Annotated in this window: 12 protein-coding genes and 1 pseudogene; 4 read left to right on the top strand and 9 right to left on the bottom strand. The window is 37.4% G+C overall.

The window, feature by feature from the left end; genetic code table 11:
- On the bottom strand, positions 1-575 hold a 575-nt coding region (locus ABIQ28_RS10170), incomplete at its 3' end, for an ATP phosphoribosyltransferase regulatory subunit (protein ID WP_348036895.1).
- 451 nt (positions 576-1,026) lie between these two features.
- Between ABIQ28_RS10170 and ABIQ28_RS10165 the strand changes: the two genes are divergently transcribed.
- On the top strand, positions 1,027-2,268 hold the full coding sequence (locus ABIQ28_RS10165) for an ABC transporter permease (protein ID WP_348036893.1): 1,242 nt from the start codon (positions 1,027-1,029) through the stop codon (positions 2,266-2,268).
- Between the two features lie 951 nt (positions 2,269-3,219).
- On the opposite strand, the gene ABIQ28_RS10160 is transcribed toward ABIQ28_RS10165, so the two are convergent.
- The 4 genes from ABIQ28_RS10160 to rpsF all read right to left on the bottom strand — a co-directional run bounded on the left by ABIQ28_RS10160 (position 3,220) and on the right by rpsF (position 4,878).
- Complete coding sequence (locus ABIQ28_RS10160) at positions 3,220-3,693, bottom strand: DUF6495 family protein (protein WP_348036891.1); 474 nt, start codon at positions 3,691-3,693, stop codon at positions 3,220-3,222.
- Between the two features lie 72 nt (positions 3,694-3,765).
- A complete protein-coding gene (gene rplI / locus ABIQ28_RS10155; protein ID WP_348036889.1) occupies positions 3,766-4,227 on the bottom strand; it encodes a 50S ribosomal protein L9 in 462 nt (153 codons plus the stop codon).
- 13 nt (positions 4,228-4,240) lie between these two features.
- Positions 4,241-4,537: a 30S ribosomal protein S18 gene (gene rpsR / locus ABIQ28_RS10150; RefSeq protein WP_027124835.1), complete on the bottom strand. Its 297-nt coding sequence runs from the start codon at positions 4,535-4,537 to the stop codon at positions 4,241-4,243.
- 2 nt (positions 4,538-4,539) lie between these two features.
- Entirely contained in the window at positions 4,540-4,878 is a 339-nt protein-coding gene (rpsF, locus tag ABIQ28_RS10145) for a 30S ribosomal protein S6 (protein WP_348036886.1), read from the bottom strand.
- A gap of 197 nt (positions 4,879-5,075) precedes the next feature.
- On the opposite strand from rpsF, the gene ABIQ28_RS10140 reads away from it, so the two are divergent.
- Entirely contained in the window at positions 5,076-5,771 is a 696-nt protein-coding gene (locus ABIQ28_RS10140) for a LytTR family DNA-binding domain-containing protein (protein ID WP_348036882.1), read from the top strand.
- Between the two features lie 231 nt (positions 5,772-6,002).
- Here the strand turns inward: ABIQ28_RS10140 and priA are convergent, their stop codons facing one another.
- The 3 genes from priA to nadC are packed head-to-tail and all read right to left on the bottom strand — an operon-like array spanning position 6,003 to position 10,318.
- Positions 6,003-8,456 (bottom strand): primosomal protein N', encoded by a 2,454-nt coding sequence (priA, locus tag ABIQ28_RS10135; RefSeq protein ID WP_348036880.1) that lies wholly within the window; start codon positions 8,454-8,456, stop codon positions 6,003-6,005.
- Positions 8,457-8,464: 8 nt separating this feature from the next.
- On the bottom strand, positions 8,465-9,460 hold the full coding sequence (locus tag ABIQ28_RS10130; RefSeq protein ID WP_348036878.1) for a YihY/virulence factor BrkB family protein: 996 nt from the start codon (positions 9,458-9,460) through the stop codon (positions 8,465-8,467).
- Positions 9,461-10,318 carry a carboxylating nicotinate-nucleotide diphosphorylase gene (gene nadC, locus ABIQ28_RS10125; protein WP_348036876.1) on the bottom strand — a complete coding sequence of 286 codons (858 nt, stop codon included), beginning with the start codon at positions 10,316-10,318 and terminating at the stop codon, positions 9,461-9,463.
- Positions 10,319-10,414: 96 nt separating this feature from the next.
- Here nadC and rlmH point away from each other — a divergent pair, with 96 nt between their 5' ends.
- Positions 10,415-10,888, top strand: a complete 474-nt coding sequence (rlmH, locus tag ABIQ28_RS10120) for a 23S rRNA (pseudouridine(1915)-N(3))-methyltransferase RlmH (RefSeq protein WP_348036874.1) — start codon at positions 10,415-10,417, stop codon at positions 10,886-10,888.
- Between the two features lie 40 nt (positions 10,889-10,928).
- A pseudogene (locus ABIQ28_RS10115) lies at positions 10,929-11,268 on the top strand (IS1595 family transposase); the annotation flags it as partial.
- Between the two features lie 515 nt (positions 11,269-11,783).
- On the opposite strand, the gene ABIQ28_RS10110 reads toward ABIQ28_RS10115, so the two are convergent.
- On the bottom strand, positions 11,784-16,005 hold a 4,222-nt coding region (locus tag ABIQ28_RS10110; protein ID WP_348036872.1), incomplete at its 5' end, for a lamin tail domain-containing protein.

Genomic DNA, 16,005 nt, shown 5'->3' with positions numbered 1-16,005 from the left:
ATTCCCGATAAAATTTTGCGGTTATTGATTTTGATGGTCACGCCTTCCAATTTTAAGGCGGTGAATACCGCATCATATAATTGGACAAATTCCACTTCCTGCCATAACGATGTGGATCCTACCACATCAGCATCACATTGAAAAAACTCTCTAAAGCGGCCTTTCTGAGGACGGTCAGCCCTCCAAACAGGTTGGATTTGATAGCGCTTGAATGGAAATTCAATTTCGTTTTGATGTTGCACCACATATCTTGCAAATGGAACTGTAAGATCGTAACGGAGTGCTTTTTCTGAAATAGAAGCGGTTATCTTATTGGAATCTTTAGTCTCGTAAGCTTTTTGATCGGCTTTACTTAAAAAGTCACCAGAATTCAAAATCTTAAAAATCAGACGATCACCTTCATCACCATATTTACCCATTAAGGTTTCTGAATTTTCAAAGCTTGGGGTTTCAATAGGTTGAAATCCGAAACGTTCAAAATTCTGACGTATGGTATTAAAAATATAGTTGCGTTTTGCAACTTCTTCCGGATTGAAATCTCTCGTCCCTTTTGGGATACTTGGTTTTTTTGCCATGTTCACTTCCCACGACGGTGGGAATCTCTTTAAAATTAGTGTCTTAATTCCTGTCTTTCGACTTGTGTCACAAGGTACTTTCAATGAAAAAATATTTTCATTTCAGTAATGCTCAAGATAAACTTCGACGGGAATCTCAATTTATATTCTACTTCTTGCAAAAATATTATAATTTAAAGAATATAAAACCAAAAGAGAGATCAAATGTAATTCTTGAATATTTTCTCCCGCCGATCTCGCAAATTCCTACGACGGCAGGAATTTCCTTTTAAACATTCCACTCCCATAAACATTCTGTTTAACCCGGAGGTTTACGCGGATAACTTCTGCGGGCATCAGCGAAATCTGCGGGAAACAAAAAATATCACACTCATATTTCAAATTTATAGTAACTTTAGTGACTGTTCGTCGTCCTATAGACATTCAACCTTAACAAGAACACCCATCATTTATGTTTTCATTATTTAGAGAGAATATTAGAATTGCCTTCAATTCCATTCGCAGTCAACTGCTCCGCACCATTTTAACCGTTTTGATAATTGCCATTGGCATCACGGCATTAGTGGGGATTTTGAGTGCAGTTTCGGCTTTGGAGAATACTATTTCCAGCGATTTCTCATCGATGGGTGCCAATACGTTCAACATTCAGCGTTATGAATTTAATACGCAACGTCAAAGTGGCAAGGAGGTTCAAAAGATCAATCCAATTATTAGTTATCGAAATGTCAAGGATTTTGAAGATAAATATAAGTTCCCCTTTACCCAAGTTTCGGTTTCCTTTGTAGGCACACAAACCGCTGAAGTAAAGTTCGAAAATAAAAAAACCGATCCTGAAGTCATGGTTTTGGGGGTTAATCAATATTACCTTCAAAATTCAGGATTAGAAGTAAGCGAAGGACGGGAATTCAATTATTTTGATATCGAAAACAGCAGTTCCCTTTGTGTCATTGGTAGTGATTTGGCAAAAGCCATTTTAAAAGATGTCAACCCAATAGGACAAACCATTAGCGTTAGAGGTGCCAAATTTAAAGTGATTGGGGTTTTAAAGGCCAAAGGCTCCAGTTTTGGAAATAATCAAGATTTACGCATGATGATTCCCATTCAAAAAGCAAGAACCTTATTTACAAGTCCGAATATCAACTACAGCTTGAGTGTTAAGACGGATAACAAGGACATGTTGGAAGGCGCACAGGATGATGCTATTTTGACCTTTAGAAATATTAGAAACTTGAATCCTATTGAGGAAAATGACTTTGGATTGGAGCGTAGTGACGATTTGATCAACCGAATTGGTTCCATTACAGGCTATCTTTATGTGGCGGCATGGATCATCAGTATGATTACTATCCTAGGCTCTTCGATTGCGTTAATGAATATTCTGTTTGTTTCGGTGACCGAACGGACACGCGAAATTGGGGTACGCAAAGCTTTAGGAGCCAAAAATAAAACCATAGCCACACAGTTTTTTATGGAAGCCATTATTATTGGACAATTGGGTGGGATATTGGGCATTATTTTAGGCGTCCTTATTGGCTATGGCGTTTCTGCCGCGGCGAAGTTCCAATTTTCAACGCCATGGCTGGCGATGTTTAGCGCGTTTACCATCGCTTTTATAGTTGCCGTGGTTGCTGGGTTGCTTCCTGCGGTAAAGGCCGCTAAATTGGACCCGGTGGAGTCGTTGCGATATGAGTAGATAGAGGGTAGTATGTAGACGGTAGAGGGTAGAACTGTTTAGAGAGTAGAGGGTAGAATTTAGACCGCTGCGCTTTTAGATTTTGAATTTAGATTTCAACCCTTCCGTTTTCAATTCCTTTTCTGGAATTGAATCCACCTTCCCTTCATTTCGACAAGCTCAATGACCAAGGGAAAGAGTTTTTTTGATTTTGAAGTTAAAATACTCACAAACCAAAAGCCTACTTTATTAAGCTCATAATTAGTCTTTCAAGCTTATAACATCCAACTAGATTTAGATATTTTTTAATTATTTATTGACCATTGTAGGACCTTGAAAATCGAATAAAGAACTTCGAATCTTGAATAATGAGGTATGTACTTCTTGCTCCGTGCTTCAAGCTTCCAACTTTATTTCTCTGAATCTCGAATAATGAAGTAAACAGTTCACGCTCCGTGCTTCAAGCTTCCAACTTTATTTCCCCAACACCAACTTCTCAAAATACATATATAAATTGCCTTAAAAAAGGAAAGAAGTTTTTTATATTGAAGTTTAATAAAATAATGGTATCCTCAGCTTTTCTAACCAAATGATCCGTGATCACAGCTTTATTTAATAATTTATAAATAATATATATTGTTGAATATTGAATATCGAACTCTGAATCTCGAATAATGAAGTAACCACTTCATGCTCTGTGCTTCAAGCTTCCAACTTTATTTCCCTACCAACTTCTCAAAATACTTGTATACAAATTCCCTTAAAAAAGGAAGGAGTTTTTTTGATTTGGAAGTATAATGAAAATAATAGCAAACCTGTATCCTCAGCTTTTCTAACCACATAATTCGTGATCTCAGCTTTATTTAATAATTTATAAATAATGTATTGGCAATTGTTGAATATTGAATACCGAACTCTGAATCTCGAATAATGAAGAAACCACTTCATGCTCCGTGCTTCAAGCTTCCAACTTTATTTCCCTACCAACTTCTCAAAATACTTATATAAATTGCCTTTTGTAATCACACCACCTTGTTGGATAAGTTTAAACTTATCTAATGCTTTATCATCTGAATAGACCTTATTCGCCGTTAAAAATTCGACATCATCAGATAGGAGATTGTTTCTAAACCAATCATAACCTTCAGTAGTGGTCAAATCGATGGTATCCATCTTAAGTTTGATGGCAATCAACTGCATGTCCTTTTCCTTTAAATGAAACAAATGCATTTGTTGTGGGGAAATGTGTTCTAAATATTCTACCTTTTTTAATACGCCTTCCCATACCAAATCGCTAAACACATCCAATTCCTCTTCGGCCACTTCTGGTTTATTAGCCTTAATATCTGCCCATTCATCTGCAGTAATGGATTGTGTGGCTAAAAAATTAATGAATTCTTGGTGCAGTTCTTCAAACTGCTCTTTACTCAGTCTTGTGTATTTCATTGAAAACTATTTTTATGAAAAAAGCCTCATTCCAATAAAGGATTGAGGCTCTTAAAAATTGTGTCTTAAAAATTATGCTTCTGCAATCACTTCAAAAGCCATAGCAATCGTAACATCTCTATGAAGTCTGATTCCAGCTTCATATTGACCTAAACGTTTGATACTACCACCAGAAATAGTGATAAACTTTCTATCCACTGAAATGCCTGCGTTACTCAATGCTTGAGCCAAATCGATATTGGTAATAGAACCAAAGATTTTGTCACCTGCAGTTGCTCCAGCAGCAGCTTTAGAAGTTAATTTAATTTCTAGTGCTTTGATAGCATCCGCTTGTTTTTGAGCTTCAGCAATAATTTGTTTCTCTTTATAAGCGCGTTGCTTTAAGTTTTCAGCCAATACTTTTTTAGCTGAAGCCGTTGCCATTATCGCTTGTTTTTGAGGAATTAAAAAATTTCTACCATAACCGTTCTTTACCGTTACAACATCGTCTTTAAATCCTAAATTTTCAACGTCTTGTTTTAATATAAGTTCCATAGTTATGTTTTTATTATTTTAATAAATCTGCTACATAAGGCATCAACGCAAGGTGACGCGCTCTTTTTACCGCTACAGATACTTTTCTTTGATATTTTAATGAAGTTCCTGTTAAACGTCTTGGCAACAATTTACCTTGCTCGTTAACAAAACCTAATAACCAATCTGCGTCTTTGTAATCAACATACTTGATACCAGACTTTTGGAAACGACAGTATTTTTTCGTTTTGCTTGTATCAATATTCAATGGGGTCAGATATCTGATCTCACCATCTTTTTTTCCTTTAGCTTGTTGTTCTATTGATGACATAATTACGCTTTTTGTTTGATTTTAGTTCTTCTTCTTTCAGCCCAAGAAATGGCATGCTTGTCCAATTTCACAGTTAAGTAACGCATAAAACGCTCATCACGTCTGAACTCTACTTCTAGTGGATTGATCACTTCACCATCTACAGTGTACTCAAATAAGTGGTAAAAGCCACTTTTTTTGTTTTGGATTGGATAAGCTAATTTTTTTAAGCCCCAATCTTCTTTGGATACCATCTTCGCTCCTCTAGAAACAAGAAAATCTTCGTATTTCTCTACTGTTTCCTTTATCTGTGTTTCAGATAAAACGGGATTTAAGATGAAAACAGTTTCATAATGATTCATATAATTCAATTTATTGATTAAAAATGTCTGCAAAAATAACCATTATATATGGTTCTCACAACAAAATATTAAGTATTTTTAACCTAAATATAGGTTAGTGAAAAAAATGTTAAATTCCACTGTTTGCCGATGATATTTGGTTTTTGTCCGAATTTTTTGTACTATTGTCGATATCTTAACCTAATACATGAAATGTTATGACTTTAAACTGTGTAGTAGTTGATGACTCTGCGATACAACGCTTATCGATTGTAAAGTTAATTGAAAATCATTCATCACTTAACCTTATTGCAGAATATTCTAGTGCCTTAGAAACAAAAAACGGCTTAAACACCCATAAAGTGGACCTCATCTTTTTGGATATCGAAATGCCTGTGCTTAATGGTTTCGAGCTATTGGACGTCCTCAACAACAAACCCCAAATTATTTTTGTTACTGGTAAAACGGAATACGCGTTTAAAGCCTTTAATTATGATGCTACAGATTATTTACAGAAACCGATCACCAGAGAACGTTTTAATGTTGCTGTAGAAAAAGCCGTCGAGCTGCATAAATTGAAACTCGATTTCAATGATGCAGATGGCGAGCACATCTTCGTTAAAAGCAACCTTAAAAAGCGTAAAGTTTATATCAAGGACATTAAATGGATTGAAGCCCTTGGTGACTATGTTAAATTGGTCACGGAAGAGAACAGCTTGGTTGTACTCTCAACCATGAAAGCCTTTGAACAGGAATTACCGGAAGGAAAATTTTTAAGGATTCACAAATCATACATTGTCAACTTGGACAAGGTAGACCGTTTTAATAGTAAAAATGTTGAGGTTGGCGCTTATGAAATTCCGCTCAGCAGGAATAAAAAGACAGAACTTGTGGATGCTTTAAACAACATCTAATTTGATATGGTTCCAATAAAATATGGGACGATCTCAATTACAAAATTTAAAATGTCTTTAGTAATTTTATAAAATCTGAAGATCTAGAAGAAATCCGGCCCAAAAGCGGGACTAATTCAATTACGAAATTTGTTCAAAATTTCTATAACGATTAAAAATAATAGGATCGGGAGGTCCCGCCCTAAAGCGGGACTAATTCAATTACGAAATTTGTTCCAAATTTCTATTTCATTAGTAATTATCGACATTTAGAATAACCCTAACCGACCTAAATTCTTTAATGCTCAAAAAGCTATTGTTAATCTTAACAATGGCTTTTTTTGTTTTTGATAAGGATTGCTCCTGCGGAATTTTAACCAGGATATTTTTATGAAACTGATTCCTTATTCTTGAAATCGGTGGAAATTCTGGCCCCAAAATATTGCTTCTGAACACTTGTCTTAATCCAGTCGCATACCATTCGGCACCAATATTCACTTTATTAAAGTCTTTGTGCTTTAAAGTAATCTTGATCAATCGGTAAATGGGCGGATATTTAAAATTATGGCGCTCATCCATCTGCTCCTTATACATCTCCTCATAATTATTGGTAGAGACCTGATGTAAAATTCTGTGATGCGGATTGTAGGTCTGGATCAACACTTTCCCTCTCTCCTCCGTGCGCCCTGCCCTACCTGATACTTGTAGCATCAATTGAAAACTGCGTTCATGCGCTCTAAAATCGGGAAAGTTGAGCATATTATCAGCATTCATAATCCCAACCAATTTCACGTTTCGGAAATCCAACCCTTTGGTCAACATCTGTGTTCCTACTAATATATCAACTTCCTTTTGCTCAAAAGCATTGATGATCCGATCATAGCCAAATTTTCCTCGCGTCGTATCCAAGTCCATTCGGGCTACTTTATGCTCTGGAAAAAGTTCTTGCGCTTCTTCCTGCACTTGCTCCGTACCAAAACCTTTATTATCCAACTCCACACTACCACAAGCCATACAATTTTTGAGCATGACCGTATAATAGCCACAATAATGGCAACGCAACTCATTTTTATATTGATGATAGGTCAAACTCACATCACAATTAGGGCACTGAGGCGAATGCCCACAAGTTGTACACTCTACAATGGGCGAAAATCCGCGTCGGTTTTGGAACAAGATAATCTGATGCCCTTCCTTTAAAGCGGCCGTCATTTCCTCGATCAATCGATCGCTAAAATGACCGGTCATCCGTTTGCGTTTGTGCTTATCCTGAATATCGACCAACTCAATATCTGGCATCAGTACATCATTATATCGATGCATGATTTCTACCAAACCATACTTTCCCTGCTTCACATTATAGTAACTCTCCAAACTTGGCGTTGCCGATCCTAACAGGGTTTTACTTTTGAAAAGAGAAGCCAATACGATGGCAGCATCACGGGCATGATAACGTGGCGCAGGATCAAATTGCTTAAACGAAGTTTCATGCTCTTCATCAATAATGACCAAACCTAAATTCTGGAATGGTAAAAAAATCGACGAACGCGCACCTAAAACAATTTGTGCTTTGGGTTGGTTTTGCAACACATTATTCCAAAGTTCAAAGCGTTCATGCGACGAATATTTCGAATGGTAAACAGACACATTCCCACCAAAATACGTTTCCAATCGACTGACGAGCTGTGTAGTCAAAGCAATTTCAGGAAGCAAATACAATACTTGTTTTCCTTTGGCGATAACTTCCTCAATAAGCTTGACATAAACTTCCGTTTTTCCAGAAGAAGTTACGCCATGAAGCAAGGTAATATTGAATTTATCAAAGGACTGTTTGATTTCTTCAAGCGCTTTCTCCTGATGGCTGTTTAAGTTTTTAGAGGCTTCATTGGCATCTCCCGAATAGCCGACGCGATCTTCCTGAAAATGGTATTCTTCTAAAACCTCTTTATCAATTAAAGTTTTAATTATAGATGCAGATGCCTCACTAGCATCGGATAAATCAGAAACTTTTACAGGCTTTTTTGTTTGTGCCGAAATCGAAAACAAAGTCATGACCACATCCCTTTGCTTGGGTGCCCGGCTCAATTCCTCCAGCAGTTGTTGTAGTTTTTGCGGCTCCGAATATTGCGAATTGAGCTTGACATACCGTACCAATTTTGGCTTGTACTTTTCATAAACCTCTTCCTGAAGTACAATCGCTTCTTTATCTAACAACGCATTGATAACCGGAAATACATTTTTCTTATCAAGAATATTGATCAAATCATGAAGTTTTAACGACGACTGATGATGAAGTGCCTCATACACCAAAAACTCCTCGTCTTTCAAGTCCGCATCATTGATGATCTTATCATTGTTTTTAGTGATGACAGTCTCACTTTCCAACAAAAACGAATTGGGCAGTGCTGCTCTGAGCACATCACCCAATGTACACAGATAATAATCTGCAATCCATTGCCAATGCGTCAACTGGTTTTGCGTAATGATGGGTTCATCATCCAATATTTGATGAATATCCTTGGCGTCATAAGCCATTGGTTTTTGTTGATGAATAGCAAAGACCAATCCTGTATAAATTTTACTTTTTCCAAATGGCACAGCAACCCGCATGCCTGCTTTCAAAAATTCAGATTCAGCTTGGGTAATGCTGTAGGTGAACAATTTTTCAAGTGGAACAGGAAGGATAACATCTATAAAATATTGCATGAGGAAAATTAAGAAAGTTTTTTACGATTTTTTTTCTGAAGGTTATATTTCTTCAAAAGCCTGATGGTTGCATTAAGTTCAAAGCCAAGCAATAAAATATTGGAAATCAACCATAGGTAAAATAACAGAATCAATAAGGCTCCAATAGAACCGTACAGTTCATTATAGGTTGAAAAATAAGTAACATAAATACCAAACAAATACGAAAATACAATAATCAATATGGTTGTCAACAAAGCACCTGCCGAAAAGAATTTCGAATCTTTACCTTCTCGGGTTCCAAAATAATAAATCGTCGCCGTTGCAATATAGACCATAAATACAAAAAACACATACTTCGCAATAGCGACCATAAATAATCCCTCATCATAGGTTTCATAGCCTTGTTTGTCCATATAATAAAGAACACTATTGATGACATAAATTTGGAAATATCCGATCACGGTGATCGTAATGATCAATAATAAAGTTAAAATAAGTGCCACAAACATGGAATATAAATATTGTTTGACCACACTGCGCGTGAGCTGCTGGTGATATGAACTTTCAAATCCCGAAAAAAGAGCGCTAATTCCATTCGCCATTAAAATAATAGATAATAGGAATACAGTTGAAATTAATCCAGCGTTACCTCCTTTATAAATATTCTGAAAAATATTCTCAAAAAAGAAATCGGACGTTTGCGGGGGTAATACCGAATTTAAAAACCCTTTAAATTCATATTCAAATCCTGCAACCGGAATATAAGGGATTAAGATAATAATGAACAACAAAAATGGAAATATTGCCGTGAAAAAACTAAAGGCAATCGCACTTGCCCTACTGGTTACTGCACCTTTAATGACTCCTTTGCCATAGAGTCTTAAAAAGTAATATAAGGTCAAGCCCTCTAAAGCTGGCAGTTTTATTCTTTTTAGTAATTTGATGAAATACTTTAACACGGGAATTTTCTCGAGATTATCCTCGATTTTATCCTCAATATTTACATCCGGTTCGTCGGCCATTTAGACAGCTTTTAAACTTAAGTCCATATTATATACAGAATGGGTCAAGGCACCTGATGATATATAATTCACGCCACACAAGGCATATTCCCGTGCCGTGTCTTCATTGATGCCGCCCGAAGATTCTGTCAAACATTGGTCGCCTATCAAAGCCACCGCCGTTTTAGTATCTGCATAGTTGAAATTATCAATCAGAATTCGGTAAATACCATCGGCTTTGAGGATTTCCTTGATTTCATCAAGATTTCTAGCTTCAACTATAATTTTTAAATCCAGATTGTTTTCTTTTAAATAAGCCTTGGTTTTTGTGATGGCTTTGGTAATGCCACCCGCAAAATCAATATGATTATCCTTGAGCATGACCATATCATACAAAGCAAATCGATGATTTTCGCCACCTCCAATTTTAACGGCCCATTTTTCTAAAGCTCTAATTCCTGGCGTTGTTTTTCTGGTATCCAAAATTTTGGTTCCCGTACCTTCCAATAAATCCACAAAAGTTTTTGTTTTTGTCGCAATAGCACTCATCCGTTGCATGCCATTCAAAACCAAACGTTCTGCTTTAAGAATGGATTGTGATGAACCTTCTACATAAAACACAATATCGCCATAGTTCACTTCAGCGCCGTCTTCCACTAAGGTTTCTACTTTCAAGTTTTTGTCGATATACTGAAATACAAGTTTTGCAAATGCAACGCCAGCAATAATTCCATTGTCTTTCACCAACAATTTTGCTTTGCCTTGCGCCGAAACGGGGATGCATGCCAAGGAACTATGATCACCATCTCCAACATCTTCTCTAACGGCATTGGCGATGATAAGCTCTATCTCTTTATTGAATTGTTCTTGTGAAATCATTTTTGGGATATTTTACGTAAAAATACTAATTGAAAATGAAACAATTCAAATTCAAATCCCAAATTCCATATCCCGACAAATTTGTAATTTTACGCCATGCAAATAAAACTTCTCGCCATTGGCAAAACGGACCATCCGCAATTACAGCTGCTTATTGATGATTATCAAAAACGTTTAGGTTTTTACATCAAGTTTGAATTTGAAATCATTCCTGATTTAAAAAAAGTAAAGAATTTAAGCGAAGAGCAACAAAAACAAAAAGAAGGCGAACTGATACTCGCCAAACTCAGCAATACAGACCTTCTCATTTTAATGGACGAAAACGGAAAGCAATATGATTCGGTCGCTTTTTCGGAACAACTTCAAAAATACATGAATTCTGGCATTAAGCAGTTGGTCTTTGTGATTGGCGGACCTTACGGATTTTCTTCAGAAGTTCATGATAAAGCACATGGCAAAATATCCTTATCTAAAATGACCTTTTCCCATCAAATGATCCGTTTGTTCATGATTGAACAATTGTATCGTGCTTTTACTATCTTAAGGAATGAACCTTATCATCACCGATAAAACATATAAAATCGAGAATATAATATAAGTTTTTATATCCTGTAACTCAAGGATCTCGTTGCGTAGCGGCACCAAAACGGAAAGTTCAAAACTGTCATTCATGGTCTGGTACAAGATCATTTTTCTGTTAAGCACAACAAAAAAAGGATTTTCAAGTAAAGAGATACAGCGTCAACTGGGCTTAAAAAAGGTACGAGCCATTCTGGGCAATGTGATGATCGATATAGTTTGGAAGGGATGATAGAAATGGATGAGGACTACTTTACCATTGAAGCTCCACAGGAAGCGCACAAAACACAGAAATCTGGCCAAAGGAGAAGACAGAGTCAAATGTCATGATAATGGCGGAAAGCACCATTCTTGAAGATCTGGATACAGGAAGTACAAGCTTACTTGCAGGTATTTTGGAGAACGGATCTTTGACAGGCTCGTTATTGCTAGCAATACAGCTCATGGACATTAAACGGGTATATAGGAACATTATATCATAAGTTTAAGTTGTATTCACATTGTATAGAATATTATGATAACTCAAAAAAATATAAAAAGTATGACGACAGGCTTGAATATTTAGCAGGAGATTCATATTAGAAACTTTATCAAGAAGATAGGAGAAAGTCTAATTTAAAAAAAGCAATTCTGTATATCCATTTAATTTTAGTTACCACAAATCAAACCAATATGCTAGTTGTCTTTTTTTTGCCTTATGCGCTACAATCAGTTCATCAATTCTAAAGAAAACATAATACTATTAATTCCTTCTGACTTAGAACAGACAGAAGACAAAAACTGATTTACAACAACCACGCGCTTAAATATAAAAACGCTAAACTTGATACCATTAAAAAGCCCTTCACTAATGAAGGGCTTTGGTTATTAAATGACTCTGCAAGCATTAGAACTTGATGACTCTTGTATAGGCATTACTACCTGCTTGCGTAACTTTTACGACATAAACGCCACTCTCGAGCTCGTTACCAAATTGATAGACAGCTTCTGGTTGGAATGTATTTGTGTGCACCAGTTTATTGTTGGAATCAAATACAGCAATAGACACGATATCCGATTGATTCTCAGTTATCAATTTTAAATTGAACACTGTATCTGATGGATTTGGCCACGCCTTAACGGATATGAGCTCTATGCTCCTATTCCCAACTTCAGGAGTTACGAAAGCTTGAGCGGTTGGTGCTCCGACAGTGCAAGGACTTCCTGAGGTATCTTTGTTCCAAATCACGTCCTCATTGGCATGCACTTTTTTAGCTATAAACAATCCTTTCATGCTCACCGGATTTGAACTGCTACCATCAATCTTAATCTCATCATTGTAAGCATAAATACTGGCGGTAACCACTGAGCCTTTACCAATTTCCACAGCACCATCAACATAGAAGATGACTTTATGGCCCTCTGGATTGATCACAACATGGTCATCTAACTTCAACTCCTTTTTGATGAGAACGTTGGTGCATCCTGAGAATTTAATAGTAGCATGTTTGCTAGTTTTCAACTCATTAATATACACATTTGATTGGGCAAAAATAACCGTGGCCCCTCCTTTCACATCCACTTTATCATAAACACCACCTGTTAACGTCACCGTTTGCCCGCTGTTGATCGTGGCATTCGGACTATTGCTATTGGAATACACGTTTTTAACAAACAATGGAATGATTGGTTCTGCAGGTGAATGTATACGCGTACCTATAGAACTTCCTCCATTTACTTGAATTTGTGATGCTTTAGCAAATTCCGTTATATGGGAATTGTTGTGCAGTTTGATCTTCTTGTTATGCCTGGTCACACCTACACCACCAGTTTGCACAATATTGTCTCCATGCAAATGGACTTCATCAAATGCAATGATGGTATAGTTAGAATTTGGTTCTGATCCGCCATTATTCAGTGGCGATGCAATTGGACATGGTTCACAGTTCTGATCAGCATTCCAAACCACATTTCTATCAGCGTCAACCTTCTTACCAATAAACATCCCAGTCATATAAGTAGTACTGCTAATATGACCTTCAACTTTTATGTCATGATTATTGGTGTGCACACGACCTGTAAAGCGAGAACCTTTCTTAACTTCAAAGATTTCATTAACATACACAGTAACCATAAATCCATTTGAATTAAACATGCCGTTTTCATCGAGTTTAAATTCTTTGTTAAGGAACATATTGGTGCAACCATTAAATTCTATTGTTGCACGTTTTTTGGTTTTCAATTCATTGATATAAACGTTTGGTGCTGTAAAAATAACTGTCGCATTATCATCTACTTCAACCTTATTGTAAATGCCACCTGATAACGTTACTGTTTGATTGTTACTCACGCGAACATCAGGACTGTTAGAAGTTGAATAGGCATTGTAAACAAAGGCAGGGATCGTTGGGTTGGCAGCTTGAATTACTGAGGTACCTACTGAAGACCCTTGTTTGATTTCAATCTTACGAGCTTGTCCCAAACCAACAATATGACTTGCTTTATCTAGTTTTATCTCCCCATTAACTCCTGTCACTCCAACACCACCAGTTTGCACAATTACATTATTCCTTAACTCCGCTTTTTCAGATGCTATAATAGTGTATGAAGACACTAGTGCTCCTGCGTTAAAGCCTGTTACTGTAATTTCAGCTTCGGTTGAGCAATTGGTTAATGAAGTTACGGTAACACCATAGGTGCCATTTCCAGATATTTCTATAGATTGGGTTGTTTCACCCGTTGTCCATAAATATCCAAAATCCTCATCACTTTCTGCAGTTAACACGAGTACGGCACCTTGACAAAACTCAGGAAGTGGACCTTGTGAAATCGTGACCACTGGAATAATACCTGTTACCGTTACGGTCGCATTGCATGTAGAGACATTACCGTTATTATCGGTTACGGTTAAAGTAACTTCATTGGTACCAATATCAGCACATCCAAATACGGAAGGTGATACTTCTAATGATGCTATTCCACAGGCATCATTAGAACCGTTATCAACATCAGCTCCGGTAATGGTAGCTACACCGTTAATATCCAATTCAACAGTGATGTTCTTACAAATCGCTATTGGTGCTATCTTATCTTCAACAGTTACAGTAGCAGTTCCTGTAGAAACATTGCCACTGGTATCCGTTACACTTAACGTTACTGTATTGGCGCCAATATTTGAGCAATCAAACGTATTTGGTGTGACGGTTTGTGTTGCAAGGCCACAATTATCGAAAGAACCATTGTCTATTTCTGATGGTGCAATACTTGCACTGCCATTAACATCTAACTGAATGGTCAGATCTTGAGTCATCACGGTCGGATGAATTTTGTCTTCAACCGTTATGGTAGCCTCACAACTTGATGTATTCCCATTATTGTCGGTTACCGTTAAGGTGACGGTGTTATCGCCCAGATTTACACAGGTGAAATCGGTTTTATCCAGAACCAAACTTGCAATACCACAGGCATCATTGGAGCCATTATCAACTTGAGAAGCGCTCACACTTGCCATGCCATTGGCATCCAGTTGAATGGTTACACTTTGGCACAATGCTACTGGCGCAACATGGTCAATTACCGTTACATTAGCTTCACATGTAGAAACGTTGCCACTGGTATCCGTTACCGTTAAAATGATATTCTTAGCTAGATCAGCAATTTCAATCTCATGAACTCCTAAATAAGAGGTTGTATTTTGAGCATATTGCGTCCATTCTGAACCAATACCTGAAATATCATTGATATTGCCGTATAAGACATCCTTATTTCTGACCAACGTAGTCCCCGCAGTCGAATTGGAACCTACGGTCCATCCTGTTCCTGGATTCACACCAATTTGACCAATAACATCAATAGCGTTCCCTGCTTTATTCAGAGCGATCGCATCATTGCCATCAAAACCGAAATTCCCGGTTTGATCGGCCTGCATGGCTCCTGGACCAAATGGATTACAAATAACATACACTTCTCTGTCTGCAACAGTACCCAATAATGGGACTTGAGTATAGGATGTGCTGCCGTTGTAATAGAACCTAAGCGTATAGCCTTCAGCATAAAGATTAATTGGGTTGCCTGTACCATTATAAATTTCTATACAGTCATTATTTCCAGCACCATCAATATATTCTGAAATGATCAGTTCATCTAAGTCCCCGCCAATATCAGAACAATCAAAACTATTCTGTGATAAAGTGACACTAGCAATACCACAATTATCGGTAGAATTATTATTAATATCTGCTATTGTGATACTTCCATTGCCTGAGGCATCCAATAGGACTTGAATGTTGATACAGTCCACAATTGGCGCTTCATTATCTTCAACGGTTATCGTAGTTGTACAGGATGCTGTTTGTCCATGGCCATCGTCAACAATCCATGTGACTACAGTAGCTCCTTGCACAAAGACTTCACCCGCTAAGCTTGCTGTCCCATTGATACTGTTGGTAATAACACTCGAGTTACAATTATCTGTAAAAGTAGCATCAAACTCATTTCCTTGAATAGTATAAGTGCATTCACCTAAATCGGTACCTCTTGTGGCATCTGCTGCACAAACAATGACTGGGTCAGTGTTATCCGAAATAGAAACCACTGCCGTTGCTGAACTGCTATTGCCATTGACATCCACCACCGTTAAAGTAACCGTATTGACACCGATATTGGAACAATCAAAGGTGTTTGGAACAACCGTCATACTTGCAATACCGCAGGCATCGTTGGAACCGTTGTCCACATCTGCAGGAACAATACTGGCGTTGCCATTGGCATCGAGATCCACACTGATATTTTGAGTAATGACCTGTGCCGGAGTTACATCATTTACCGTGACCGTTGCCGTTGCTGAACTGCTATTGCCATTCACATCCACCACCGTTAAGGTAACCGTGTTGGCACCGATATTGGAACAATCAAAGGTGTTTGGAACAACCGTCATGCTTGCAATACCGCAGGCGTCATTGGAACCGTTGTCCACATCTGCAGGAACAATACTGGCGTTGCCATTGGCATCGAGATCAATACTTATGTTTTGGGTGATAACTTGCGCCGCAGTGACATCATTTACCGTGACCATTGCCGTTGCTGAACTGCTATTGCCATTGACATCCACCACCGTTAAAGTAACCGTG

This window comes from Gelidibacter sp. (genome assembly GCF_039916245.1).
GTDB lineage: Bacteria > Bacteroidota > Bacteroidia > Flavobacteriales > Flavobacteriaceae > Gelidibacter.
This window is presented reverse-complemented; position numbering and strand designations above follow the sequence as displayed.